Source organism: Halomonas sp. TD01, from assembly GCF_923868895.1.
Taxonomy (GTDB): Bacteria; Pseudomonadota; Gammaproteobacteria; order Pseudomonadales; family Halomonadaceae; genus Vreelandella.
Genome location: NZ_OV350343.1, coordinates 3,388,012 through 3,412,859 on the forward strand (window position 1 = coordinate 3,388,012; position 24,848 = coordinate 3,412,859).

General features: G+C 50.6%; 25 protein-coding genes. 11 read left to right on the forward strand and 14 right to left on the reverse strand.

The features are described 5' to 3' along the window. Positions 1–72 precede the first annotated feature (72 nt). Complete coding sequence (locus L1X57_RS15300; RefSeq protein ID WP_009724396.1) at positions 73–2,820, reverse strand: bifunctional acetate--CoA ligase family protein/GNAT family N-acetyltransferase; 2,748 nt, start codon at positions 2,818–2,820, stop codon at positions 73–75. 106 nt (positions 2,821–2,926) lie between these two features. Between L1X57_RS15300 and L1X57_RS15305 the strand changes: the two genes are divergently transcribed. Together L1X57_RS15305 and L1X57_RS15310 are read left to right on the forward strand one after the other, a co-directional pair. Further along, the gene (locus L1X57_RS15305) at positions 2,927–3,868 is read left to right on the forward strand and encodes a histone deacetylase family protein (protein WP_009724395.1); all 942 of its coding nucleotides are present in this window, start codon (positions 2,927–2,929) and stop codon (positions 3,866–3,868) included. Positions 3,869–3,957: 89 nt separating this feature from the next. Continuing rightward, positions 3,958–4,590 carry a helix-turn-helix domain-containing protein gene (locus L1X57_RS15310; RefSeq protein WP_009724394.1) on the forward strand — a complete coding sequence of 211 codons (633 nt, stop codon included), beginning with the start codon at positions 3,958–3,960 and terminating at the stop codon, positions 4,588–4,590. Positions 4,591–4,630: 40 nt separating this feature from the next. On the opposite strand, the gene L1X57_RS15315 is transcribed toward L1X57_RS15310, so the two are convergent. From L1X57_RS15315 to L1X57_RS15335, 5 genes are all read right to left on the reverse strand, one after another. Beyond that, on the reverse strand, positions 4,631–4,981 hold the full coding sequence (locus tag L1X57_RS15315; RefSeq protein WP_009724393.1) for a TusE/DsrC/DsvC family sulfur relay protein: 351 nt from the start codon (positions 4,979–4,981) through the stop codon (positions 4,631–4,633). A gap of 2 nt (positions 4,982–4,983) precedes the next feature. Next, positions 4,984–5,271: a sulfurtransferase complex subunit TusB gene (gene tusB / locus L1X57_RS15320; protein WP_009724392.1), complete on the reverse strand. Its 288-nt coding sequence runs from the start codon at positions 5,269–5,271 to the stop codon at positions 4,984–4,986. A gap of 15 nt (positions 5,272–5,286) precedes the next feature. Next, the gene (gene tusC, locus L1X57_RS15325; protein WP_009724391.1) at positions 5,287–5,652 is read right to left on the reverse strand and encodes a sulfurtransferase complex subunit TusC; all 366 of its coding nucleotides are present in this window, start codon (positions 5,650–5,652) and stop codon (positions 5,287–5,289) included. A 56-nt stretch (positions 5,653–5,708) separates the two neighbouring features. Further along, positions 5,709–6,098 carry a sulfurtransferase complex subunit TusD gene (gene tusD / locus L1X57_RS15330; protein WP_009724390.1) on the reverse strand — a complete coding sequence of 130 codons (390 nt, stop codon included), beginning with the start codon at positions 6,096–6,098 and terminating at the stop codon, positions 5,709–5,711. 80 nt (positions 6,099–6,178) lie between these two features. Then, on the reverse strand, positions 6,179–6,859 hold the full coding sequence (locus L1X57_RS15335; protein WP_009724389.1) for a Bax inhibitor-1/YccA family protein: 681 nt from the start codon (positions 6,857–6,859) through the stop codon (positions 6,179–6,181). Positions 6,860–7,019: 160 nt separating this feature from the next. Between L1X57_RS15335 and L1X57_RS15340 the strand changes: the two genes are divergently transcribed. Next, positions 7,020–7,781 (forward strand): dienelactone hydrolase family protein, encoded by a 762-nt coding sequence (locus L1X57_RS15340; RefSeq protein WP_009724388.1) that lies wholly within the window; start codon positions 7,020–7,022, stop codon positions 7,779–7,781. 55 nt (positions 7,782–7,836) lie between these two features. Here the strand turns inward: L1X57_RS15340 and L1X57_RS15345 are convergent, their stop codons facing one another. The 4 genes from L1X57_RS15345 to L1X57_RS15360 form a co-directional block, all read right to left on the reverse strand. After that, a complete protein-coding gene (locus L1X57_RS15345) occupies positions 7,837–8,001 on the reverse strand; it encodes a hypothetical protein (protein WP_009724387.1) in 165 nt (54 codons plus the stop codon). 102 nt (positions 8,002–8,103) lie between these two features. After that, positions 8,104–9,108, reverse strand: a complete 1,005-nt coding sequence (locus tag L1X57_RS15350; RefSeq protein WP_039869611.1) for an aldo/keto reductase — start codon at positions 9,106–9,108, stop codon at positions 8,104–8,106. Positions 9,109–9,134: 26 nt separating this feature from the next. Next, positions 9,135–10,193 (reverse strand): hydrolase, encoded by a 1,059-nt coding sequence (locus tag L1X57_RS15355; protein ID WP_050801108.1) that lies wholly within the window; start codon positions 10,191–10,193, stop codon positions 9,135–9,137. A gap of 165 nt (positions 10,194–10,358) precedes the next feature. Beyond that, on the reverse strand, positions 10,359–10,733 hold the full coding sequence (locus L1X57_RS15360) for a DUF6746 family protein (protein ID WP_009724384.1): 375 nt from the start codon (positions 10,731–10,733) through the stop codon (positions 10,359–10,361). 316 nt (positions 10,734–11,049) lie between these two features. Between L1X57_RS15360 and L1X57_RS15365 the strand changes: the two genes are divergently transcribed. Then, positions 11,050–12,459, forward strand: coding sequence for a cytochrome ubiquinol oxidase subunit I (locus L1X57_RS15365; RefSeq protein ID WP_009724383.1), 1,410 nt, complete (start codon positions 11,050–11,052; stop codon positions 12,457–12,459). Beyond that, on the forward strand, positions 12,456–13,454 hold the full coding sequence (cydB, locus tag L1X57_RS15370; protein WP_009724382.1) for a cytochrome d ubiquinol oxidase subunit II: 999 nt from the start codon (positions 12,456–12,458) through the stop codon (positions 13,452–13,454). The genes L1X57_RS15365 and cydB overlap by 4 nt, the downstream gene beginning before the upstream one ends. A 102-nt stretch (positions 13,455–13,556) precedes the next feature. Here cydB and L1X57_RS15375 read toward each other — a convergent pair whose 3' ends face one another. Further along, entirely contained in the window at positions 13,557–14,726 is a 1,170-nt protein-coding gene (locus L1X57_RS15375; protein ID WP_009724381.1) for an alpha-hydroxy acid oxidase, read from the reverse strand. Positions 14,727–15,005: 279 nt separating this feature from the next. Here L1X57_RS15375 and L1X57_RS15380 point away from each other — a divergent pair, with 279 nt between their 5' ends. From L1X57_RS15380 to L1X57_RS15395, 4 genes are all read left to right on the forward strand, one after another. Then, the gene (locus L1X57_RS15380; RefSeq protein ID WP_009724380.1) at positions 15,006–15,671 is read left to right on the forward strand and encodes an ABC transporter ATP-binding protein; all 666 of its coding nucleotides are present in this window, start codon (positions 15,006–15,008) and stop codon (positions 15,669–15,671) included. Further along, a complete protein-coding gene (locus L1X57_RS15385; RefSeq protein WP_009724379.1) occupies positions 15,668–18,196 on the forward strand; it encodes an ABC transporter permease in 2,529 nt (842 codons plus the stop codon). Before L1X57_RS15380 ends, L1X57_RS15385 begins: the two co-directional genes overlap by 4 nt. Continuing rightward, a complete protein-coding gene (locus L1X57_RS15390; protein WP_009724378.1) occupies positions 18,193–19,401 on the forward strand; it encodes a lipocalin-like domain-containing protein in 1,209 nt (402 codons plus the stop codon). Before L1X57_RS15385 ends, L1X57_RS15390 begins: the two co-directional genes overlap by 4 nt. Before the next feature lie 291 nt (positions 19,402–19,692). Next, positions 19,693–21,426: a PilZ domain-containing protein gene (locus L1X57_RS15395; protein WP_009724377.1), complete on the forward strand. Its 1,734-nt coding sequence runs from the start codon at positions 19,693–19,695 to the stop codon at positions 21,424–21,426. 30 nt (positions 21,427–21,456) lie between these two features. Here the strand turns inward: L1X57_RS15395 and L1X57_RS15400 are convergent, their stop codons facing one another. Next, positions 21,457–21,762 (reverse strand): helix-turn-helix domain-containing protein, encoded by a 306-nt coding sequence (locus tag L1X57_RS15400; RefSeq protein ID WP_009724376.1) that lies wholly within the window; start codon positions 21,760–21,762, stop codon positions 21,457–21,459. Then, entirely contained in the window at positions 21,759–23,105 is a 1,347-nt protein-coding gene (locus tag L1X57_RS15405; protein WP_039869607.1) for a type II toxin-antitoxin system HipA family toxin, read from the reverse strand. The genes L1X57_RS15400 and L1X57_RS15405 overlap by 4 nt, the downstream gene beginning before the upstream one ends. Before the next feature lie 147 nt (positions 23,106–23,252). Here L1X57_RS15405 and L1X57_RS15410 point away from each other — a divergent pair, with 147 nt between their 5' ends. Further along, positions 23,253–23,600, forward strand: coding sequence for a hypothetical protein (locus L1X57_RS15410; RefSeq protein WP_009724374.1), 348 nt, complete (start codon positions 23,253–23,255; stop codon positions 23,598–23,600). A gap of 124 nt (positions 23,601–23,724) precedes the next feature. Next, positions 23,725–24,504, forward strand: a complete 780-nt coding sequence (locus tag L1X57_RS15415) for a transporter substrate-binding domain-containing protein (RefSeq protein ID WP_009724373.1) — start codon at positions 23,725–23,727, stop codon at positions 24,502–24,504. Between the two features lie 165 nt (positions 24,505–24,669). On the opposite strand, the gene L1X57_RS18895 is transcribed toward L1X57_RS15415, so the two are convergent. After that, a complete protein-coding gene (locus L1X57_RS18895) occupies positions 24,670–24,843 on the reverse strand; it encodes a YHYH domain-containing protein (protein ID WP_221927894.1) in 174 nt (57 codons plus the stop codon). Between the last annotated feature and the right edge of the window lie 5 nt (positions 24,844–24,848).

A 24,848-nucleotide genomic window follows, 5' to 3' on the forward strand; every position in this document is an offset into this window, starting at 1 on the left:
CTGCCCCAGAAAAAGGCAGGCCTACTATTATTTAGGTTTCTGCTGGTTTCGCTAAGCCTGTGTGCATAAAGCCTAGTCAGGCTGGCTCTCCAGCCTGTGGCGCTGCCATTCACTTTCAGGTTCATTTAACCGGAGTACGGCATCTATCACCTGCTCTTCCATATTGTAGCGACACCTAAAGCCCAAGTGCTTCATCAAGGCACGCATGGGATGATTGTCCACCATAATTTTGCCGATCATTTCGAGCGTGCCAATGTTGGTGCAGTAATCGATCATCTTCTTCATCAACAGACTACCGATACCCAGACCCTGTAAGTCGTCACGGATAATGACAGAAAATTCCGTACGGATATTGTCGGGATCATTCCATACACGCACAACGCCCAACATCTCTTTACTCCCGTCATCGTGCTGATGTTCGGCAATAAAGGCCATCTGCCGATCGTAGTTAATATGCGACAGAATCGACAAATCACGCTGGGTTAAGTTGGATTTATTGTGGAAATAACGAAATCGAATACTCTCCTCTGACAGCTGACGGTGGAACGTCGTAATCAACGGCGCATCTTCCGCTCGAATGGGACGAACCTCTACCTGCCAGCCGTTTTTCAGCGTTACCCACTCACGTAGCTCTTCAGGATAAGGCATGATGGCAAAACGCGCGGGCGTGCCTAAGTCCATGGCAAAATCCACTGCTAACATCCCATCACGGTTCAGCAGCAGAGGGTTGAGTTCAAGCCCCCTCAAGTCGCCCAAGTCAGACGCCATTTGGGATAGCTTGACCAACAGTTGGCAGAGCCGCTGGATATCTCGTTCGGGGTCGGCCGAATGCTCGCGAATCAATGAAGCCGCATGAGTTCTACCCACCACGTCCGCGGCCAAACTCATGTTCAGCGGCGGTAGCGCAATCTGACGATCCGCTAGCACGTTCACTTTGTAGCCGCCTATCCCGAAAACAATCAGCGGACCGAACACAGGATCACGAGTGATCCCGGCACATATCTGCATTGAGTGTTTGCCCCGCTGCATTGGCTGCAAACAGTATTCGCGAATAGCATATTCGGGGAATTTCTCGCGCACTTTATCGCCTAGCTGACGGATCCCTTCGGCAACTTGTTCCGGTGTTTCTAAATCTTGCAGTAAGCCCGCGGATATTTTATGGGGATGCTTGCGGTAGCGATAAGGTCGGCAATTGCCTTCGTGGATGACTTTTAGCGCCTTGGGCCCAGGAAAATGATCCGCCATTGCTAATGCCTCTTCAGGATTAGCCAAATAGACACTAGGTGCGGCGGGAATACCGTAGGCTTCTAATACCTGGGCCGTTTCAGAATGGGTCAATGTTTGCCGCCCTTCCGCTTTGGCATTTTTAATTAGCGCGCGACACTCCGCGCGAATCTCTACGCTGGTAGAAAATGGCAAGCTAGGCGGAATTTCATGCAGCAGCGCCTGAACACGCTGATAGTCCACCATATGCATAAATGCTTTCACTGCCTTTTCTGGCGATGTATAGGTGGGTATACCCGCCAAATTGCACACATGCCTAGCGTTAAGAGCCTCTTTCAGCCCCATCCAGCTAGTCAGCAAATTACGCTTAAACGTTTTTCGATGATCAATCAGCGACTGAGCGGTGGCCAGTGACGGGGATAAGCGAGTCGGCGCGTGAACCACCAGTACTGCATCGACATTCGGATCCGCAGTGACAATCTTTAGTGCTTCAACAAAACGCTCTGGCGTCGCGTTGCCTCCTAAATCCACTGGATTTTCACCGGGCTTGCTCATGTCTACCTGGCTTTTATGCAACACACGTTGCGTCTCTTCGGTAAACTCCGCTAGTTTACCGCCAGCACTAATCAGTTTGTCGATCGCTAGCATGGCAGGCCCTAAGCCATTGGACACAATAGCCAAACGGTCGCCGCGAAGCGGCTTCATGCGCGATAAGGTTTCAAGCGCATCCAGCAATTCATCATAATCATTGACGCGAACAACGCCCGCTCGGGCGAAGGCCGCGTCAAAAACCACATCACGATTAGCAATACCTGGCGTGGGAGCCATACCCGAAATATCTGACTGCGGCGTTCGCCCACTCTTGATGGCGACGACCAAGCGGTTACGCGATGCATCACGCACGGAGGTCATAAAGTGCTGGGCATCCATCACGCGTTCAAGATGCAGCAGAATCGCTTGCGCTGGAGAGAACTGATTCACATAATCAATCAAATCTGGCAGCAGCACATCGACACTGTCACCCACCGTGATCAAGTGTGAAAAGCCAACGTCGCGGCCAGCTGCCCAATCAATCATCGCATTTGCCAACATGCCCGATTGTCCTAGATAGGCTACCTTACCCGCTTGAACTGGCTGGCTGGCATAGGAGGCATTCAGTTTCTTGCCTGGCACGATCAGGCCCATGCACTCTGGCCCTAATACTCGAATACCCGACTCTATCGCTGACTGCAGCATACGTTGCCGGATAGAGCCCTTATTACCCGTCTCACGGTCAAGGTAAGCACCACCGGAAAGCACCAAAGCAGCCTTAACACCAAACTGCCCAAGTTTTTTAATAAGACTAGGGACACCATCAATAGGGGAGCAAATAACGGCTAGATCAGGAATTTCAGGCAGCTCGTTAACTGTGCGCACACACTCCACGCCGAATACTGTGTCATACCCTTTAAGATTGACTGCCCACATTTTTCCCCTAAAACCGCCCTCTTGAAGGTTATTGAGTACCAAACCACCTAATGAGGCTGGCTTTTCAGAGGCACCGAACACGGCCACTGTGCGCGGTTCGAAAAAATGATGCAAAAAACGTGTGCTCACGAATGCGTCTCCCCTGAAATTAATAACCACTGTGTACGACTTATTGACAGTGTCGCGCAAGCCCCTGGGACGATTAAGGTGTCGATATTGTCCTCGGAGTGCTTGCATGATTACTGCCTACCTTACCCACCCAGACTGCGCATTGCACCACATGGGTCCTGAGCACCCTGAAAGCCCTCAACGGCTTGAGGCGATACGCGCGCGTCTCTCTCTTGCTGGCCTTCTCCAACAAACCATGCAAGCGGATGCCAAAGAAGCGTGTAACGAGGCATTGGCAAGAGTGCACCCAACAAGGCACCTCAATGCGTTAGAAAAGTGCCTGCCAAAAGAAGGTATCGTTACACTAGATAGCGACACAATGATGAACCCCGATAGCTTAAAAGCGGCAAGAGTGGCTGCAGGAGCAGTCATCCGCGGGGTTGACCAAGTGTTTAAACGCCAAGCAGACAACGTATTTTGTGCAGTACGTCCACCTGGGCATCATGCAGAAGCTGCTGATGCGATGGGGTTTTGTTTCTATAACAATATTGCCGTCGGTGCTGCCCATGCAAAAGCCAAATATGGTGCTAGGCGTATCGCGATCCTCGATTTCGATGTCCATCAATGCAATGGCACTATTGATATCTTCAAAAATGATCCTGAGGTGCTGGTGTGCACTAGTTTCCAGTACCCGTTTTACCCATGGCGCTACTTACGCAGTGAATGGCAGAATGTGGTGAACACGCCGCTGGAAGTAGGCACTGACAGTACTGAGTTTAGACGCATTATCGAGCGGCAGTGGCTTCCCGCCCTGCATGCGTTCAAACCAGATTTAGTCATGCTGTCTGCTGGCTTCGATGCCCATCGCGACGACCCTATGGGTGACATCTGTTTAGAAGATGAGGACTTCTATTGGGTAACGCACCTGGCAATGGAAATTGCAGCTCTTTATGCAGAAAACCGCGTGGTTTCAGTACTTGAGGGAGGGTATAACCCGAAAACCCTTGCTAGCGGTGCAGAAGCTCACTTAAAAGCCTTATTGGGGTTGCCCTTTACGGATGTTCCGTAGTGACCGTGTGATGTTGATACTGTGCAACTTCGGTACTCGGCGATTGTGATAACATGCGGTCTCATTGACGTTTACTCACGTGATTTTTTATGACCGCTACTTCTGAAGAGCATGCTGCGCTGCGCATCGCCTCAGGGCGAAAGCCCTTTGTGGAACCTTTACGCCTGGGTGAACGATTAAAACAGATTCGCCTGGCTAACCAGTGGACACTGGAAGACGTTAGTCAGCGCACAGGCTTAGCACGGTCAACGCTCTCCAAGATCGAAAATGACCAAGTGTCGCCAACGTTCAGTGTGGTTCAAAAGCTGATTACCGGCCTGAACATCGACCTGCCCCAGTTATTTACGCCGCCAAAGCGAGAACGCTATACCATGGGGCGTAGAGACCTTACCCGCAAAGGCAAAGGTCAATTGCACCCTACTCCCACTTACGAGCATGAGCTGCTGGGGCATCAGCTTGCACAAAAACGCATGATTCCATTCAAAACCATTGTCAGAGCACGCAGTTTTGATGAGTATCATCAATGGGTGCGACATGACGGTGAAGAATTCTTGATGATCTTAGAAGGCGATATCTTACTCTACACAGAGTTTTACGCTCCACTCATGCTCGCCGAAGGCGATAGTATCTATTTTGATAGTGATATGGGGCATGCCCTTGTCTCTACCAGTCCTGAAGATGCGGTCGTGCTTTCCGTTTGTACGCGCGGCGACTTGGTATAACATCAAGACTAGGTATTGCTAAAAATAGCTATAAAAATGACTACAGACAGTTTGTGGGCTTAGGCAGGCCAGCAATACGAGCAATACGTTTAGGCGGACTACCTGGAAACAGCGTCATTAAATAAATCGAATTACCCTTTTCGTCACCCAGAGCCTGTTTCGTGGCTTTAACTAAGGGACGCATGGCGGGCGCCATTTCATAACGGATGTAAAAATCGCGCACTAGCTGAATAATTTCCCAGTGTTTTTCTGTAAGGGTTAGTCCTTCATCTTCAGCAAGTAAATTGGCAACCTCAAGGCTCCACTGCCGCTGCTCAACTAGGTATCCTTCAGGGTCAAGTTGGATATTTTGCGACGAATCAAGATAACGGTATAAGTTTTGATTACTCATGTTTAATACCAGGAAATGATCTGTTCATGTTGCTCTGTCAGCGCAACAAAGCCATCCATCTCTATCAGGGGCAGCCCGTGGGTAATGGCAATAGAGTGGATCCCTCTAGAGATAGCATCTTCGGCTAACATAAAAATCGAAGCTGCACTTGTTGCCCAGCCTTGCCATTCAGGGTAAAGCGCCGCCTGCACACCGTCTTCAATTAACACGACGGAGTCACCATTGCTCAGCGCGTTGAGCATTTGCACTGCAGCATCACTATGAGGAGGTTTATTCAGAATATGCAGCATGTGTTGGCTACTCTGCTAAAAATTGAGTACATAAGTGTAACGCTGAAATAGGTCTGGCATTTCTGAAGTCGGTACTAAGGTAACTCCCTCAACCAACTGGTCAGCGGTTATATTGAAGGCTTGTAGAGTCTCAGTAGGGATTAATATGTTTTCTATATCGTACATTTCTAACATATCAATCGTCGGCAGCGTTGCTTTTTGACCAGGTGCACCAACCCGCTGTTCCTTGAGTAGCGCGAACACACCCTGCCCTAAAAACAGAAGACTAACCGCTTGCCCAAAGGCCGCAGCCACTAGCGCTACATCCAAGCCTTCCCGCAACTCACTTGAGCTATAGGGTGCATGTCGTATAACAACGAGTCGCTCATTTGCTTCAGCCATCTCTCAGTTCCACCTATAGGCCCTGTCGACCAGTTCGTCTATGCCCTGCCACAGTGCTAAGCAAACGTAATCAATCGATCACAGCGCTGCTGTAGCTCAAGCAGTTGCCCTAGCCCAGTTAATTCAAAGGGTGCTGCAAGGTTGAAATTCACTCGCCCGTGCCGCTTTGCTTCTGCCTCACTCATCACGCCACGGCGTAACGCTGCCGCTATGCATACATCCAATGCCACACCGTGTTGACGATGCAGTTCAACCCAGGCTTCCCGCATATTGAGCTCATCCTGGGGAGGAGCCATCAGTTGGGAGGCATTATGGACGCCATCCTGATAGAAAAAAACGCCCTTGATGTGATGCCCTTTATCTAGCACTGCTTGGGCAAATCGCAGCGCGGAATGAGGGGCTGCACTACTATACGGTGCCCCCATGACCAATAAGCCATACTCCATCGGGTTATCTCGACACAGTCCGCCCTAAAAAAAACAGACCCTAGCAAGTAGGGTCTGTCGCGATAATACTACGGGGATGATCAGTCGTTGCTCATAATACCTAGTATCGAGAGAAGACTGATGAACAGATTATAGATGGAAACATAAAGCGTAACGGTTGCTAGGATATAGTTAGTCTCTCCCGCCCGGTGAACAATTTCACTGGTTTGGTAGAGGATTGCGGCTGATGCAAACAGTACAAAGCCAGCGGAAACCATCAAAGAAAGCGCAGGGATGTTGAAGATCAGCCCGGCTACCATGGCCAATATCAGCACGATGGCGCCCGCCATTAGGAAATTACCTAAAAAGCTGAAGTCTTTCTTAGTGGTTAATGCAACCGCAGAAAGGCCTATGAACGTCAGACCAGTCATTGCCAATGCATTCATTATCAACGCGCCGCCGTTAGGCAACGTTAGATAAGCGGAAATGATGGGGCCGAGGGTGAAGCCCATAAATCCAGTGAATGCGAAAGTAGCCAGCAAGCCAGCGGCTGAATTGGCCGTCTTGTGTACCAGGAACATTAGCCCATACGCACCGATAAAGAACACAAAGATGTTCATTTGTTGGATGCCCATTGCTACGGAGGCACCAGCGGTGACTGCAGAGAATAGCAATGTCATGGCCAATAGCGCGTAGGTGTTGCGTAGCACTTTGTTGGCGCTAACACTACTTACTTCGCTGCGCGTTTGCGCTCTCGCCGTGTTCGAATCGTTAAAAGCCATTTATCTATGCTCCCTAATGGTAATACTAACAACGGACAAGGATGCCGTTACCAAGTTCCAGACGCAAGTATTTGTCTTCCACGCAAACAACTGCGTTTTGGGGCTCTCTCTCCTCCAGCGTTGACTATGCTTAACATTCCACACCGTTTTGGACATAGAAATGCTCAATAAAATTCCCCTAACCGTCGCCACATTTGGCGTTATTGCCCTCACCTCTTCTGCTTACGGCTTCACTGCGGGTGGTGAAGACATTCGTTACGAAGTAGATGGTGAAGCCTACGAAGGCTACTTTATATCCGCTGGCGACAATACAAAAGGCAGCGTGCTAATCATTCACGACTGGGATGGTATTGACGACTATGAGCGCCAACGTGCCGATATGTTAGCGGCTGAAGGCTATGATGCGTTTGCCGTTGATTTATTCGGTGCAGGCAACCGACCTCAGGCAATAGAAGCTAAACAAGCGGCAACACGCGCACTTTACGAAGATCGTGAACGAATGCGCCATTTAACGCTGGCAGGCCTGGATCAAGCAAGGAAAGAGGGTGCGGCTTTGCAAACCGTTATAATGGGCTACTGCTTTGGTGGTGCAGTGGCATTAGAGATAGCCCGTTCAGGAGAAGCTAATAATATCGCAGCGTATACCAGCTTCCATGGTGGGCTAGGTACTCCCGAGGGCCAAGCGTACACCAGCGCGACACCGCCCATTTATATCGCCCATGGTGGTGCTGATACGTCGGTTAGCTTAGAAGATGTCGCAACACTGGCAACAGAGTTGGAACAAGCCAACATTACCTACGAGGTAGGCATTTATTCTGGAGCACCTCACGCATTTAGTGTATTTGGCAGTGATCGTTACCATGAGCGAGCAGACAAGCGCTCTTGGGAAACATTCAAGCAGTGGCTAAATGAGATGTTGTAAAACGTTTATAAAAGCAGCGGCGATGGGCAAATAGCTGTCCATTGCCGCTTTTTTTCTACGCCGGCGAAATGTTATCGTCGTCTTCTTCCTTATGAGGCAAATGCTGCGTTGTCCCTGTCTGACGTGCATCCTGAGCGTTGTAGAGTCGTGCATCAATCACGTTCAGCACCGCCAGCTGTGCAAATAGCACTGCGAAACAGATAATAAGACCTTTCAACATGGCAGTGCTCCTTAGTGGGCTAACAACATCGTCGTTGGTAGCGAATAATAGCTCTGGGCGGAAAGAAAGCAACGGGGTTTGGTAAATAATTTATCTACCTTATTAGCCCGCAAATTCTTCGGTATCAATATCGGCTTGTTGCGCATCACTGTAACGAGCGCCGGCAACTTGATCCGGTAGCATCATGCCATTGAGCTGAGTCACCGTTGCAGCATCCAACACGACCGTTTCAGCGAGTAAATTCTCACGTACATGCGCCACTGAGCAGGAGCCAGGAATAGGAATGATATGACGCCCCTGAGCTTTTAACCATGCCAGCGCCAGCTGTGCGGGTGTTATCTCGAGACGGGTAGCTAACGCCTTAAAATCTGACAACAAATAAAGGTTATGAGGTAGGTTGTCTTTGCTAAACCTGGGCATTCCAGCTCGCATGTCGCCAGATGCAAATAGTGTATTTTCTTCTACTGAACCCGCCAAAAAGCCACGCCCTAGAGGGCTAAACGCCACCAAGGCTATATCGAGTTCCACGCATACATTCTTTAAAGCAATGTCGGGATTGCGTGTCCAAAGTGAGTACTCTGACTGCACTGCGTCCACAGGATATTCCGCGTTGCCTTTGCGAAGTGTCTCCGCCGATATCTCAGATAAACCAACCGCGCCAATTTTGCCTTCTTCCACAAGTCGGCCAAGCGCCCCGACACTCTCTTCAATAGGAACACTGCGATCTAGGCGATGCAGGTAGTAAATATCCAAATAGTCCGTTTTCAGTCGTTTCAGGCTCTCCTCGCATTGGTGGCGCAACGTTTCAGGGCGACCATCGATCACGCGCTTGCCCGTTTCAGCATCCAATGCCATTCCACACTTACTGGCGAGCAACAGTTGATGTCTTTTAGTCTTCAAGGCGAGCCCCAACAGCCGCTCATTTGCCGTTCCACCATAAAGAGTCGCCGTATCGAAATGGCGATATCCCATTTCGAATGCCTCTTCCAGTACCTGAAACGCCTCTGTCTCTGGCACATGCTGTCCATAGCCGTGGGATAGATTCATGCATCCCAACCCAACACGAGGAGACGAAACACCGTTTAAGCGGTCGAAGAACGCAGACATAGCAACCTCTGAGTGATTGACGTTAATTAGGATAGTAGTACTTCGGCGTTATCCGACACATTCAGATTAGGAACCTGCGACTGCAACCAGTCAGGCAATCGGTGCTCAAGATAATACCGCGGTCGCCAAAGAGAACCTGCGATAAAGCCCACATGGCCACCCGAGGCATGAAGTTCCAGGGTGACACAGCTTGGCAGGGTTTCAGCGAGAGGAACGCTCTGCGGATAGATAAAAGGGTCATCTTGCGCATGCACAATGAGCGTTGGAACACGAAGGTACTCTACAAAGAAAGCACTGCTGCAGCGGCGGTAATAGTCATCGGCACTTTCAAAGCCATGCAATGGCGCAGTAACACGCCCATCGAAGTCCCAAAACGTCTTCATACCTTCCAGCGTTTCAAGCGCCGCCAAACGCGCCAATTCCTCACGACGCCCTTGGCGTAAGAACGCACGCTGTTTACGCTCAACATACTGACGCAGATCGCGTAGAAAACGTGCCTGGTAAATTTTGGAAAAGCCTTTGCTTATTCGGTCCGCGCAGTGGTCTAGCCGAAAGGGTACTGATACCGCTACAGCCGCCCTCAACGGAGTATTGCTGCCCTGCTCGCCCAAGTACTTGAGCAACACATTGCCGCCCAGTGAGTAGCCAACCGCGGTAAACAGTTTGGTTGGATAACGTGATGCCAGTTGATTAACCACATCAGCCAAGTCCTCACTCGCCCCAGAGTGATATCCCCTGGCGCGATGGTTTGGCTCACCAGAACAGCCACGCCAATTCACGGCCACGCTCTGCCAGCCACGCGCCGCTAACGCTTGCTGTTGCCCCAGAATATACAGTGAAGAAGAGCTGCCGGTTAAGCCATGAAGCAGTAGCACGCAATGTGCCGACGCCTCCTCAGGCCCATACCAATCCACATCGATAAAATCACCATCTTGGAGCATCATCCTCTCTCGCTGACGATGTAATCGAGGCGGCGTCCGCAATAGTGGGCTATAAAGCGTCTGCAAATGTCCGCCAGGCAACCAGCGCGAAGATCGAAATCGAGGCAGATGTGAAGACGGTAGTGAAGACGGAAGTGAAGACATAGAGGAAAAGTGCCAGCATAAAAACAGTCGTTTAGCTTAGCAAAATTTGTCAGCAGATTGGCTTGTGGCAAAAATACAGACTTGGGGTGGCACCGGCCCGCCTAAAGCAGACGAGCCTTATTTGCGTCGTTAGCAGTGCTTTTTTCAGGTGCTTGCTCAAGGGCTTTATTCTGTTAGCAGTGAAGACGCTTCCAAATAACGTTCACCATTGCTTGCTACGCGCTCTTGATCCAGCGTTTCCGAACCTAGGTGTACCTCTTCCAGTAAGACAGCCATTGCATCTACTTCTTCATCAACTTTCTGCAATGCGTTTTCCAGCGTGTAGGTGAGCATGTGGATCTCGCCCATTTGTGTATCCGTGATCTCATCCTGCGAAAGTAATTCAGCTAGCTGCTGATTCCCTTCAGTTAAATTTTCAATCGCTTGTTCCAAGGTGTCGGAAGATTGCCCTTCAAAGTGATCAGGCCGCTCATTGTCGCTAGCAACCACAAGTCCACTGCTTAGCAGGCCCGCTAGTAAGAGTGAAGCAGTTCGTTTCATCGAAAGTTCCTTTTTAAACGTTAGCGAATTTATCAATCTTTCAGCCTTCGCTAGATTGCGCCAGCAAATCTAGTGTCAGTAAATTTAGCACCCTCAAATCTAAAATAGAAGCATAAGCGTATAGAAATGAGAATATTTACTAACAAGGAGATGCGACAATACGTCATGCGTCATTGGGTACTTTCAACTTACGTCGCAGAGTGGTTTCAACTACTATTAATAATTAAAGAAATATAACCATAGCCATTAAGAATATAGCTCCTGCGACAACTACTGATTTTCAATATTTTCATGTAACACGATCTAGGAGGTCGCCATGGAATTAGATCCCCTGTTGCTTTCAAGGCTGCAGTTCGCCTTTGTTGTTTCTTTTCATGCCATTTTCCCGGTGTTCACTATCGGCCTAGCTTCCTACATTGCGCTGCTGCATGGCCTGTTTTACAAGACAGAAAACCCCGCTTGGGATCGCTTGGCGCTTTTCTGGACAAAAGTGTTTGCGGTCGTGTTTGGCATGGGTGTGGTATCGGGCATTGTTATGTCGTTTCAGTTTGGTACCAACTGGAGCAACTTTGCCTACGCGACGTCTAACTTCTTAGGCCCTGTCCTCAGCTATGAGGTAGTAACAGCCTTTTTCTTAGAAGCTGCATTTCTGGGTGTACTGTTATTTGGCCGCAATAAAGTACCTGAAGGTGTGCATTTATTTGCTGCCATAATGGTTGCCGTAGGCACGTTCATATCTTCTTTCTGGATACTTTCTGCTAACAGCTGGATGCAAACCCCGGCAGGTTATGAGCTGATCGACGGCCGGTTCCATATCACCTCTTGGATGGAAGCGCTTTTTAATCCCTCCTTCTGGTACCGCTTCGTTCACATGGGCATGGCTTCTTTCCTCACCGGTGGATTTGTCGTTGCGGGGGTTAGCGCCTGGTTCTTGCTGCGCAAGCGTGATGTTGAAGCCAACAAAAAAGCGCTGTCCATGTGCTTATGGTTACTGCTGATTTTAGCGCCTGCACAAGCGGTAGTCGGGGATTTTCACGGTTTGAACACCCTGGAACACCAGCCGACTAAAGTAGCAGCGATGGAAGGTAACTGGGAAACGCAAACCAACGTGCCACTTCTGCTCTTTGCTATTCCCGATAAAGAATCTCAGACCAACCATTTTGAAATCGGCATTCCTAACCTTGCCAGCTTAATCCTGACGCACCATGTAGATGGCGAAGTTCCTGGGCTTAACGCAGTGCCAATAGAAGAGCAGCCTCCGGTCATTATTGTATTTTGGGCATTCCGCGTCATGGTAGGCATTGGCTTACTGATGATCGCTGTTGCTCTGACTGGGTTATTTCTGCGTCGCAAGGGGCGTGTCTATGAAAACCCGCTTTTCTTAAAAACGCTTACCGTCATGATTGTATCGCCTTTCCTGGCGGTTCTGGGTGGTTGGATTGTTACCGAATCAGGACGTGCGCCTTGGTTGGTGTATGGCGTCATGACCCATGCCGAAGGGCTAACACCTTCACTTACAGGCGGTATGGCGCTGTTTACCTTGATTGGCTATATCGCTGTCTACAGCGTGGTGTTTTTAACCGGTATTTATTATCTAACTCGAGTGGTACGCAACGGCATGAAGGAATTACCCGCGGAGGTTGAAGGTGAAGTTCAACGTCCAAAGCGCCCCCTTTCCGCGGCACAAACTCCCTTTGATGACGATCTGGAAGGAGCAAACCCATGAGTATTGATCTCTCGCTAGTCTGGGCCGTCATAATCGGCTTTGGCGTTATCATGTACGTTTTAATGGACGGCTTTGATCTAGGGCTGGGTATTTTGTTTCCCTTTGCGCCCGATGAAGAGTCCCGAGATGTGATGATGAACTCTGTTGCCCCCGTGTGGGATGGCAACGAAACATGGCTGGTATTAGGCGGTGCAGGCCTGCTAGGAGCTTTCCCGCTAGTCTATTCCGTGTTTTTGCCCGCTCTTTACATCGGTGTTTTCCTGATGTTGGCTGGCTTGATTTTTCGCGGCATCTCGTTTGAGTTTCGTTTCAAGTCTAAGAAAAACCGCCGTTGGTGGAATCGTGCGTTCTGTTGGGGTTCCGCTATTGCTGCCTTCGCTCAAGGTGCCGTGGTGGGTGCCTATATTCAGGGGTTCGCTGTCGAAGACTTTCGTTATGTGGGCGGTGCGTTTGATTGGCTAACACCCTTCACGGTAATCACTGGTCTCGGACTGATGGCAGGCTACGCACTGCTTGGCTCTACTTGGTTGATTTTGAAATCAGAGGGCCATGTACAGCAGTGGGCCTATCGCATAACACCAAAATTGCTCTTAGCTGTGTTGGTGGTTTTCGGCATTGTCAGCCTTTGGACACCGATCATCAGCCCTGAAGTAATGGAACGCTGGCTAAACAATATACACATTATTGGTATCTTCCCGCTTCTTGCTTTGGCGTGCGCAGGCATTCTTTATCGGTCGGTAAAGCGCCAGCAGGAAGGTTTACCGTTTATCGCAACGCTGGGCCTATTCATCTTTACCTACCTAGGCCTAATCGCCAGCAAGTGGCCGGTTATCGTACCGCCTAACTATACAATTTGGGACGCCGCTTCTGCACCGGAGTCTCAGTTGTTTTTGCTGATCGGCGTGTTGTTTGTTATTCCTATCGTGTTGGCATACACCGCCTGGACCTACTGGGTGTTCCGTGGAAAGGTAAAAGTGGGCGAAGGGTATCACTGAGGCTTTCCTGTCCAGATGACTGCTTTTCACAAGAAAAAAGGGTGCCACTTGGGCACCCTTTTTTAATACATTGAATATAAAGTAGGCCTAAACAAATGAGGCCTAAAGTTTGACAGTGGGATCAGCAAAGCCATTTGGCACATAAAGGTTATGAGGCCCTAATCGGCTAACGTCTGTTTCGCCACATAGCGCCATGGTGGTATCAAGCTCTTTATGAATAATCTGTAGCGCCCTGGTTACCCCCTCTTCACCGGCAGCCCCTAAACCATAGGTGAAGGCACGCCCAATGTAGGTTCCCTTAGCACCCAACGCCAGCGCTTTCAGTACGTCCTGGCCCGAACGAATACCAGAGTCGAGATGCACTTCTATCTCATCACCTACTTCATCCATAATGCTTGTCAGCATCCGAATTGAACTCATTGCACCATCTAGCTGACGACCACCATGATTAGAAACAATAATGGCATCCGCGCCTATTTCCACGGCACAGCGCGCATCCTCAGGGGTCATAATACCTTTCACAATCAGCTTGCCGCCCCACCACTCTTTAAATTGAGCAATACGTTTCCAGTCCAGCGATACATCAAACGCCTCAGCTGTCCATGCTGACAATGAAGAAGGGTCGGTAACCCCCTTGGCATGCCCCACAATGTTGCCAAATGATCGACGTTTGGTTTTCAGCATTTCCAAACCCCAAGGAATTTTCGTCGCCATATTGGCAATCGATTTGGCGGTCAATTTAGGCGGCGCTGAGAGCCCGTTTTTAAGATCTTTGTGGCGCTGCCCCAACACTTGCAAATCGACAGTGACCACAACAGCAGAACAATTGGCCGCCTTGGCACGCTCAAACAAGCGGCGCATAAAATCATCGTCTTTTAAGGTATACACCTGGAACCAGAACGGTTGCGTAGTGTGTTCCGCGACATCTTCAATCGAGCAAATCGACATGGTTGAAAGCGTGAACGGCACACCAAATTTTTCAGCCGCCCGCGCTGCTTTAATTTCACCATCCGCCGATTGCATTCCTGTTAGCCCCACGGGCGCCAGCGCCACTGGCATAGCCACATCTTCGCCAATCATAGAACTTCGCGTAGAGCGCCCTGACATATCAACCGCCACGCGCTGCTTTAAATGAATATGCTGGAAGTCGCTGGTATTTTCGCGGAAGGTTTGCTCTGTCCAACTGCCCGACTCAGCGTAGTCATAGAACATTTTTGGCGTACGGCGGACGTAATGGCGACGAAGGTCTTCGATGTTGGTATAGATCGGCATAGCGCATCCTCAATAGATATTGTTCTCATTAACATCTATAGCTGACAACTTCTATGTTGTTCTTCAATACGGCACAAGTAAATGTGCTTCACCGCTCTTTTTAATCAACAAAATATGCGACACCCCCTGATATAGCCGCCAATAGCTATACAAAAAAATAAGCTGTTATAATTTACGTAAAGCTATTCCATACGGTGCTGGGAAAGATGGGAAGCAGTCGTTAGTGACAGTGGTTAAGAGACCATATATAGCAGTAAGCCTCAGCAACGGGAGATACGTATGTTAGCCCTGCAGCAGATAAGTAAAGCGTTCAGCACCCCGCAGGGCGCGCTACACGTGCTCGATGAGATAGACCTTACCCTTGCCCGGGGAGAAAGCCTTGCACTAATGGGCGAGTCGGGCAGCGGCAAATCAACATTGCTACACATTGCTGCCGGATTGGAAGTGCCAGACCAAGGGCGTGTTGTTATCGATGGGCAAATACTTTCATCGCTTAATGAGCCAGCCCGAGCAAAGCTTCGCCGCCAGCAATTAGGGCTTGTCTTTCAACAGTTTCATCTTGTGCCAAGTCTCGACGTTATTGATAACCTCACGCTTCAAGCCAAGCTTGCGCGCAGAGCCGACACTGAATGGAGTGCTTATCTACTTGATCGACTCGGGCTTTCTGGCCGTGAACACCATTACCCTGAGCAATTATCAGGTGGCCAGCAACAGCGCCTGGCGATTGGTCGTGCCTTGGCGGTTCGCCCTACCTTGCTGCTGGCTGACGAACCTACCGGCAACCTTGACGAGCAGAGTGCCGATACGGTGCTGGCACTACTTTTGGACTTGGTCAAAGAGACACAGTGCGCACTGTTGATGGTCACTCATAGCGCACGAGTAGCAGCTCCACTTAATCGTACGTTTCGTCTTCACTTAGGTCGCTTAAAGGAAACGAAGCAATGATCCTGCGGGTGGTACTCACTCTATTGAGCCACTACCGGCGTCACCCTGGTCAACTCGCCATGCTGTTGGTAGGCCTGTGGGTTGCCAGTGCTCTGTGGAGTAGCGTTCAAGCGATTAACGCCACGGCTAAAGAGAGCTATGCTCGTGCCAACGCGCTATTTAGCGTAGAAACCGATCAACTCGCCCGCCGCGATGGCATTGCCCTTGGCATCGATGATTACTTATTACTACGCCAAGCTGGCCTACCTGTATCGCCGTTATTGGAAAGCTCGCTGACGATAGAGAATACACCGGTGACGGTGTTAGGCATCGACCCGCTCACACTCACCTTTTCAGACCTTGCCTCTTCGAATAAAAGCAACAGCGTAGAGGGTAACGGCGGTTCGCTGACTGAGTTTTTATCACCACCTTGGCAAACCCAGCTCGCCCCCGATACGTTGGCAGTCTTTGGCCTTGACCGCCAACAGGCTCCTGGCGCAACTCCCTCTATTGGCGATCAGCGCCTCCCACCGCTGGCACTACGAAATGACCTTCCTCCTAACACGCTGGTGATGGATATTGCCGCTGTCTCGACGCTTTTTGGCGAGCAGGCCACTCTGAGTTTAGTCACCGCGACTGGAGCATTGACTCAGCCGCCGGAGGGTTACCGCCTCACCCGTGCAGCCAGCCTCGCTTCACCGGAACAGCTAACCGATAGCTTTCATCTCAATTTAACGGCGTTAGCATTACTCGCGCTAGTGGTTGGACTGTTTATAGTCCAAGCCGCCTTGGGGCTAGCCATGGAACAGCGCATGGCAACCCTACGCACGCTACGTGCCCTCGGCGTACCAGGCACAACAATCACCCTTGCAATTCTCGTTGAACTTCTGCTCTTTGGTCTGACGGGGGCCGCTTTGGGGCTAATAAGCGGCCTATGGCTGGCTGGCAAACTACTTCCAGATGTAGCCAGCACACTTGCTTCGCTTTACCAAACTGACGTACAACGCTCGCTAGCACTGCCCTGGCATTACTGGCTTGGCAGCGTGGCGATCACCTTAGGTGGCTTACTGTTAGCAGGCAGTGGCGTGCTGTGGCGTGCTACCAAGCTACAAGTCTTAGCCCTTGGGCAGTCTTATGCATGGCGCCACAGCTATCAGCACCAGCTAGTGCGCATGCTGCAAGCTGGCGGATTAGCCGGGTTGTTGACGTTAGGGCTAGCTACTTGGCTGAGTATGCTTCCTGCGGGTAAGGGGCTAATGGTCAGCTTCAGTCTAGTCGCTGCATTACTTTTCAGCTGTGCAGTGTGCCTACCACCGACTCTTAACGCCTTACTGCGTCTGTTGCAACGGCTACTGCGGCGACACCCGCTGGGCCAGTGGTCGGCCGCCGATATGCAACTGCAGCTGCCTCGTTTATCTCTCGCCATGATGGCCCTATTAATTGCCCTAGCGACTAATTTGGGCGTTAGCAGCATGGTAGGTGGATTTCGGCTAACGTTTTTAGATTGGCTAGACCAGCGACTAGCTGCGCCGCTGTACATCAATGCCACACCATCGACGCTCGCCACTCTCAACGAGTGGCTGATCTCACAGCCAGAGGTGCTGGAAACCTTACCTACCGCACGCGGCAACGCCGAGCTACGGGCTATCAGTTCTCCCACGTCTAACGAACACGTTTCTAACCAAGCAGCCCCGCTCGACACCATTGCTGTTTTTGGTATTAGCACGGTGCCAACGCTGACCTCACAGTGGCCATTACTTGAGACGCTTGATGGAATCCCAAGTGCCTGGGAAGCACTGGGCCGCCAAAGCATTTTTATTAATGAGCAAATGGCGGTGGCCCGAGCGCTTCAACCAGGCGATAGCGTTCTGCTTGAAACATTGCAAGGCGCTGAATGGTATACGGTGGCTGCTATTTACCCTGATTACGGCAACCCACAGCAGCAGCTATTAGTTACTGTTGATACGCTTATACAGCGCTTTGAGGGTGAACTGGCGTCGACAGGCGTCGCATTACGTGATGAGGCCGATACAGATACATTTCGCCAAGCGTTAATTGCGGAATTTGACCTTTCCCCAGGTGCCCTAGTGAACCAACAAGAGGTTAAGAAGGTAGCCACGCAGATTTTTGAACGCACCTTCAGTATCACACGAGCATTGAATGGCCTAACGCTAGGAGTAGCGGCACTCGCACTGCTGGCGACACTACTGGCCCAAGCACAACACCGACAACGGCAACTTGCCACGCTGTGGGCGCTAGGCGTGCCACGTGGCACCCTTTCGCTGCTGCCGCTGGTTCAGTTAGGCGGGCTGGCATTAATCACTGGCCTACTGGCGATTCCCCTTGGTATAGCAATTACTTGGCTGCTGGTAGCCGTCATTAATGTAGCAGCCTTCGGTTGGCGGCTACCGCTTCAGCTATTCCCTCTGGATATTGCGGTCATGCTACTCACCGCCTTTAGCGTTGCCCTTTTTGCTGCCGCTTTTCCCTCCCTGCAGCTTTGGCGAACATCGCCTTGTGCACTGCTTAACGAGGGCACCCAATGAGCTTTCCACGCCGGTTTCAAACACTCGCAGTTTTAACCTTCTGCCTAATGCTAACGGCCTGTGGTGACGCGCCTTCCAACGAAAGCCCACAGCCTCAACCACCGCCACAAGACGGCTTTGCGGGCCTAGGCGCGCATACGGAAGGGTTCGTTCAAGCAGATGCTTCCGTATCGTTGGTGTTTCCAGACGACCACGGGCCTCATCCTAACTACCGCATTGAATGGTGGTATCTCACGGCCAACCTTGAAGATAGCCAAGGTGAACCGCTAGGCCTTCAGTGGACACTGTTCCGACAAGCCCTTATGCCACCACAGAAACGCCCGCCCCCTGAACCCTGGAGCACCGATCAAGTTTGGATGGCTCATCTAGGCATCTCTCAGCACGCAACGCACGTTGCCGCCGAACGCTTTGCCCGCAGCCATAGTGCTCAGCAGTATTCTCAACAGCGTTCTCAACAGCGATTTCAACAACAAGATCAGCAACAGGGACAAGCAGGCGTGGTGGCAGCTCCTTTTCATGCGTGGATTGACGACTGGTCTTTCAGAAGCCCGCCAGACGCCAACTTTGAAAGCTTTACTTTAAGGGCTTACAGCGGTGAGGCCGACGCGCGGATTGGCTACGACCTCACTCTTCGCGCAGAAGGCCCGCTGGTGTGGCACGGTGAAAACGGTTTTAACGCCAAAACTATTCAAGGCCAAGGGTCTCACTACTACAGCCAGCCGTTTTTACGTATTGAGGGAAGCGTGACGCTCAATGGTGAATCCCGTGCAGTGCAAGGCAGCGGTTGGCTAGATCGGGAGTGGAGCAGCCAGTTACTAACCGCCGAACAAACGGGCTGGGATTGGTTTTCATTGCACTTGAATGATGGACGTAAGCTGATGGCTTACCGGTTACGCGGCGGCGGCGAAAACGGTACAGACTACCGCTTTGCCCACTTGTTTAACGCGGATGGTCAAACTGAACTGATAGGCCCAGATAGCGTTGTACTCACACCTCTCGCCACAGAGCGTGTAGCAGAAAGAGACATTCCTACCCGATGGCAGCTTACACTCCAAGACGCCAATCTTGAGCTCATCATAGAAGCACGACACCCCAACCGCTGGATGCCAACTACCGTGCCCTATTGGGAAGGGGATGTGGTGGTACGAAACACGCCAACCCAGGAACAGATCGGCGTGGGCTACTTGGAAATGACAGGGTATTAATCAAGGCCCGACAGCAGCATTGGCAGCCAACTGCTCGCAAGGGGTATCGCGCTATTCAAGAAATTTATCATATAAAAGTGGTAGCGCTGGCGGTTAGCCCCTCAGGCTGCTAGCCTGATCATTAGTAAAATAATCTTATATTCATGATATTTCTAAGCAATTTCACAGCAAAAAAAGATTCGTTTCAGTGATCTCACTGCTAATTAATGTGTAGAGTTTGCACTCATAAGAACTAGAATTAGTGCCTTAACCTGGGCAAATAAAAGCTACTCACATACGCAGGTATTTCAGATGGCCTCCCTCGCCCAGCACCAAAACCCTTCAGCTAATATAATTCGTTCGCTACTGAAGCATACGAATGAGCTGTCCGTTTACTCCAAAGACATGCCCTATGCTTTAACAGCAGAGGTGATAGAGCTAAACCTGAGCACTGGGCATATGGTGCTGGAGATCGAATATCTAGGTTCGGATATTGAGCGCTATTTTTATAATGGCAGCGTCAGCTTCGACCTAGAAGCACTGAAAGGCGCTCACGCCATAGAGCGCGAAACCTATAGCCTCAGCAACGTCGCTGCCAAACTACAGAAGTCGGATAGTACTCACTATCACCTGGAGTGCCAGCTTCCAGAATCGGTATTTGTCCAAGAAAATAGAGGCGCGGTTCGCATCCCTTTCATCCTTGGCATGCTAGCCCGTGTCAGCCTGGAAGTTTACTCAAATAATCTTAATGTGTCGGGTCGATTGCGTAACTTATCGATCGGTGGCTGTATGGTCGATATCGACCTGGCGGACAGCATAGCAATCGGGGTCAACCAGAAGATCCCCGGGGTGACTCTCGAATTTCCTAATGGAGAGAGTTTTTTTGCCGAGGGTAAAATCTGTCATATGCGCCCTTTTGGTAATCATGGCTATGCGGCGGTGGGCATTCAGTTTATTAACTTGTCGACGTCACAAGCCGAGACCTTATTTCAATTCGTTAATGAGTCCGAGAGAGAAGCTGCCTACCGCACAGGATCCAACGATAAGCTGACGTATCACTCTTCCCTTTTCATTCCTGGCCTAAAAGAGAAGAAAATTTTGCAGCGAGAAGCACAAGAGCGTGAAAAGCAAGGCCGCCAACCGCCGATGGAACGCGGAGTGATGGATGTCGCCCATCAGCTTCAAGTAGCGGTGATGTATATGAAAAACCGTGACTTGTTCCCTAGCGAGATTTTATACGATTGCGTCGATACGCTTCGCTATCTTGTCGAACAAGATCGCAAAGCGTTTCTGTATGCCCTGGCGTTCCTTAGAGAAGAACCAGACTGGGTCAGGCATGCTGTTCAGGTTGCAGGCCTGCTGGCCGACTTGCTCCTCTCTCGCGACCCGCACGACCCACAAGTGCGTGAAGCAATGCTGGGTGCCTTGCTACATACCGTTGGCAAGCCGCTGCTAATAAGCGAAAAATTGCCTTCACTCAAGGTAAATATGAACCCGGACCAGAAGTTAATTCTCAGCGGTCATGTGTCAGCTCTGCGCGAGAAGCTAAAAAAATTAGCCTGGGAGCCAAGCCCTATCTGCCGCGATGTCATTGAGAATGCTAATGAACGCCTAGATGGCTCTGGCTATCCAGCATCGAAGCAGGGTAATCAACTATCGAAGCTAATTCGGCTGATATCGGTCATCAAAGTAGTCAACAAGCTCTTACATTCGCGTAATGGCGAACCCGCGCACTCGCCACTTGATGCCTACCGCATTGTCAGTAACGCAGACGCGGCCTATGACAAGACAGTGTTAGTCGAGTACATCCAAGTGTACGGCCTTTATCCGATTGGCTGCTTGGCTAAATATTCGGGCAGCTTTCTTGCCTGGGTCATGGATGTCGACGCCAAAGGCATGCCAAATCAGGTTCACATCGTTAAAAACCTGCGTTTCCCAGAGACCAACATCAGTAGTGTTATCTCCCAAAGCGATATATCCCAGATTGGCAAGCTAGAAGGCATCGTCAATCCCTTTGATTACGGGGTGAAGGTAATCAAAATTTAACGGTACTGATCCATCCACCTTCGACGCGAGTTACTCGGTAAATGTCAGTATCTGTTCCAACAGAGCACGCTTACGCGGCAACAAACTCACTTCTAACCCTAGCGGCCGGAAAACGCGGTTCTTAACCTCTAGGGTGACATTATTTTTATCGCCTTCCAGATCCGACAAAGTTCGTCGACTAATGCCAACCAAGGCGGCATAACGAGTCTGGTTCAAACCCAGCACATCGCGGCGTAGCGCGCGCAATAGCGCTCCGTCGGTGATCTCCCCCGCATAGAAACGTTTCAGCAGAGCTACCAGGGCTTCTTCGCGATCATCAGAATAGCCTCGCTTCATAGCAACCCCCAACGTTTGAGTCGAGTATTGATAGTGCGTAGGCCTACTGCAGGCATATCAAGGATTCGGGGAGGAACCCCACGGTCAGCCAGACGTTCATCTACGCCCTTTAGTTTCAATGCAAGCGCACGAAGCTCCTCTATCACTCGCTCTGGCTCAACGATGTCTGACAGTGTGTCGGCAATCGCTAGCCAATCGTACTCCCCGCCCACTTCTAGGGGCGTTCCCCATTGCGTTGTTCGTGTCACCCCCTCGGGGTCAGCCTTCATAGGCGCAAAGTCATACACGGGGGCAAATCCAATGCCTTCGGGGCGCTTCAATAATGCCGTATTCCGGCCATGATTATCAGAGTTGCCGAAGGCGATATTCAACAAATCACGCTTAATCCATTCCAGAACAAACAAGTCGCTCTCGAACACGGCGCCTTGTTCTTGCACGCGATATTGAGCTCCCAGCAAGCTAATCAGCTGCCGAATTGTGTCACCGTGATGCAGAAAGGTGCCCGGCGCAGCACCTACTAAGGAGTAGACTGACTCCAGGCCATAGCGAACCCAAGTACCGTCGAGGTACTGCATATCAAAACGGGGTAACCACAGGGACGGGTAACGTTCCCCCTCCTCCAGACGCATTCGTTCAGTATCAATCGTGGCGACACCTAGCGATGCAAGCTCCTGATAATAATGATATTCAGCGCGCAAGATATCGCAATCGTCAGCGGAACGTTTACCGCGCGGAAATTTCACCAACATCGGTAGATCAGGTCGGTGGTTTTCATCCTGCCAAGTATCAATCCAAACGTGGTCGTCGTTCGTCATCCTGAGCAGCAATTTTGGCGCTTCACCGCCAGCCCCAGTGGCACCGCCACTAGCCGCCCCCATCTGCTGGGCGTACTCTAGAAAGTCCACCTGACGCTCTACAACGCTTTGCACGGGAAAGCGCCGTTCCTCTAAGGCTTTCTTTGCCGAGAGATCAGGCACTGATTCCTTGATACGTAAGTTACCGACCGGTGCGATAGTGCCACGCGCCAGTAATTCAGCATCCTGACGACCAACTGGCAAATCATGAAGCCCCAGATAATCTACCCAAAAGCGGCGACTAGCTCCCGCCGGCATAATGTCTTCTAAGAAGCCGAACCAGTGTGGCGATTCGTGGGTCAGCATCAACTCGATAGGTAACCGCATACTGCAGGCGCGTAGATCGTCTTGAAATAGCCACTCAACGGCATAGTCAGTCGCATAACGCAGCCGAGACTCCCCACGAGTACCCTGCTCAGGGTTAGGCAACGACAATTCAGCCGCATCATGCCAAGCTTGATCAAAATGAACCTGTATCGTCAATTTCAAGAATCACCTATGCGCAGCAGAGTACTCAAAAATTCTTCTAATGATCATTTATGAGCAGTTTAGCGCACATAATTACCGCAAAAAAGAATTAATGAGCATTATAGCGCACAACTGATTTTCACCACGAGCGCCACATTGGAGCCTAATGTGAATATTACCCACTTAGAACATGTGTTTATCGCGCTGCTTATTCAAATGGCCCTGCTTCCTTTTGCTAACGCCAGAGTCACCGGTGCCATCGCGGTTGCGCTCTTGTTAGGGCGTGAGATTGCACAACATGAATACAGGCTTGGCGTTCAACGTGGTTGGGAATGGGGGGAAACATTACCGGTGGGCATGCTTGAAGGCGTCTGGCGTGGCTGGACGCTGGATTCGGTGTTAGACGTTGCTTTCCCTGCTCTGGCATGCACAGCGGTGGCCATTGCGATCAAGCTCATAAAGCCGAAACGGCTAAATTGCGAAAGCGAAACGTCTAGGAACGATAAAAGCCCCTGATTCATCAGGGGCTTTTCATAATGGGTATTGGGCACATCTATTTAACAAGCACTTTACCTATTACGCGAATCATGCAAAATTAATTAACCAACACCTTATATAAAAACGAAAAAAGGAAAGTACTATGCGCCGTACCCAAGCAGGAATAGCAACTGCGCTTACATCACTGCTGTTTGCCGTTCCGGCCTACTCCGATGACCCGCTTCGCCTCGCTGTTGATGTTCCCTTTGAGCCTTTTGAGTATCGCCTACCCGATGGCACCCTGACAGGCTTTGAAGTGGAACTGGGTGAAGAAGTATGTCGACGTATCGAGCGTGAGTGCGAATGGGTAGAACAAGGCTGGGATGGCATCATCCCCGGCTTATTGGCACGAAAATACGACGCCATCATGTCCTCAATGGCAATCACCGATGCACGACGCGAACAAGTGCTGTTCTCAGAACCCTACTACAGCAACCCTAGTGTATGGGTGACTCAGGAAGGCAACGAGGTCGACATTGAGGATCATGACGCCCTTGAAAGCCTATCAGTAGGCGTTCAGCGTGGCACCATCCGTGATGAGTACATTACCGACACCTATGGCGATCTCGTTGACGTACGGCGCTATGCAACGGGCGAAGATCTCGCAGTGGACATTAGAACAGGTCGCTTAGACGCAGCTTTTATGTATTACCCACTGGCACTGTCATCGCTCGAAGTTAACGCTGAAGGCAGTGGAATTGTCACCAGCTCGCCGCTAATCCGCGAGCCAAAGCACTATTTCGGGCACGGCGTAGCGGCAGCCTTCCACCCTCGTAACGAAGCCCTGGCGGAGCAGTTCAATGAGGCACTGCGAGAGATCAAACAAGACGGTACCTACGACGAGTTAATGAACAAATACGTCGACTACGACATCAAGATCTGAGGCTGCCACTATCTCGCCAACTATAACCCCAGGGATAACGCACTACGATTACCCCTGGGGTTACTGGGTATTGAGGCAACGGTCATCCTCTGGCAGCTGATTTCTTTTTTTGGGGCTTAGGCTTGAGCGGTTAATGCAACGCTTAAAGACGTTACATTTGCTAGCTTAATGGCAGTGGCGAGTGCCTTGCTTGGTATCTCTGTGGCAGCCATTACTGTCTGTACGCCCACCATGTTCGACAACATCCCCGCTATGAAAAACTGTGGCAGCTGATACGCTACCAACACTCAGGAACATGCCTACGCCTACTATCACTAGACCTACCAATACCATTTTCATGATCG

Excerpts from the sequence above, each read along its gene's own strand:
- L1X57_RS15335 (WP_009724389.1), bottom strand. The coding sequence starts at position 6,859 with ATGGCTTTTAACGATTCGAACACGGCGAGAGCGCAAACGCGCAGCGAA.
- L1X57_RS15390 (WP_009724378.1), top strand. The coding sequence starts at position 18,193 with ATGAGCTTTCCACGCCGGTTTCAAACACTCGCAGTTTTAACCTTCTGC.
- L1X57_RS15395 (WP_009724377.1), top strand. The coding sequence starts at position 19,693 with ATGGCCTCCCTCGCCCAGCACCAAAACCCTTCAGCTAATATAATTCGT.
- L1X57_RS15350 (WP_039869611.1), bottom strand. The coding sequence starts at position 9,108 with ATGTCTGCGTTCTTCGACCGCTTAAACGGTGTTTCGTCTCCTCGTGTT.
- L1X57_RS15315 (WP_009724393.1), bottom strand. The coding sequence starts at position 4,981 with ATGAGTAATCAAAACTTATACCGTTATCTTGATTCGTCGCAAAATATC.
- tusD (WP_009724390.1), bottom strand. The coding sequence starts at position 6,098 with ATGGAGTATGGCTTATTGGTCATGGGGGCACCGTATAGTAGTGCAGCC.
- L1X57_RS15305 (WP_009724395.1), top strand. The coding sequence starts at position 2,927 with ATGATTACTGCCTACCTTACCCACCCAGACTGCGCATTGCACCACATG.
- L1X57_RS15360 (WP_009724384.1), bottom strand. The coding sequence starts at position 10,733 with ATGAAACGAACTGCTTCACTCTTACTAGCGGGCCTGCTAAGCAGTGGA.
- L1X57_RS15355 (WP_050801108.1), bottom strand. The coding sequence starts at position 10,193 with ATGTCTTCACTTCCGTCTTCACTACCGTCTTCACATCTGCCTCGATTT.
- L1X57_RS15345 (WP_009724387.1), bottom strand. The coding sequence starts at position 8,001 with ATGTTGAAAGGTCTTATTATCTGTTTCGCAGTGCTATTTGCACAGCTG.
- tusB (WP_009724392.1), bottom strand. The coding sequence starts at position 5,271 with ATGCTGCATATTCTGAATAAACCTCCTCATAGTGATGCTGCAGTGCAA.
- L1X57_RS15375 (WP_009724381.1), bottom strand. The coding sequence starts at position 14,726 with ATGCCGATCTATACCAACATCGAAGACCTTCGTCGCCATTACGTCCGC.
- L1X57_RS15400 (WP_009724376.1), bottom strand. The coding sequence starts at position 21,762 with ATGAAGCGAGGCTATTCTGATGATCGCGAAGAAGCCCTGGTAGCTCTG.
- tusC (WP_009724391.1), bottom strand. The coding sequence starts at position 5,652 with ATGGCTGAAGCAAATGAGCGACTCGTTGTTATACGACATGCACCCTAT.
- L1X57_RS15415 (WP_009724373.1), top strand. The coding sequence starts at position 23,725 with ATGCGCCGTACCCAAGCAGGAATAGCAACTGCGCTTACATCACTGCTG.
- cydB (WP_009724382.1), top strand. The coding sequence starts at position 12,456 with ATGAGTATTGATCTCTCGCTAGTCTGGGCCGTCATAATCGGCTTTGGC.
- L1X57_RS15365 (WP_009724383.1), top strand. The coding sequence starts at position 11,050 with ATGGAATTAGATCCCCTGTTGCTTTCAAGGCTGCAGTTCGCCTTTGTT.
- L1X57_RS15310 (WP_009724394.1), top strand. The coding sequence starts at position 3,958 with ATGACCGCTACTTCTGAAGAGCATGCTGCGCTGCGCATCGCCTCAGGG.
- L1X57_RS15385 (WP_009724379.1), top strand. The coding sequence starts at position 15,668 with ATGATCCTGCGGGTGGTACTCACTCTATTGAGCCACTACCGGCGTCAC.
- L1X57_RS18895 (WP_221927894.1), bottom strand. The coding sequence starts at position 24,843 with ATGAAAATGGTATTGGTAGGTCTAGTGATAGTAGGCGTAGGCATGTTC.
- L1X57_RS15380 (WP_009724380.1), top strand. The coding sequence starts at position 15,006 with ATGTTAGCCCTGCAGCAGATAAGTAAAGCGTTCAGCACCCCGCAGGGC.
- L1X57_RS15340 (WP_009724388.1), top strand. The coding sequence starts at position 7,020 with ATGCTCAATAAAATTCCCCTAACCGTCGCCACATTTGGCGTTATTGCC.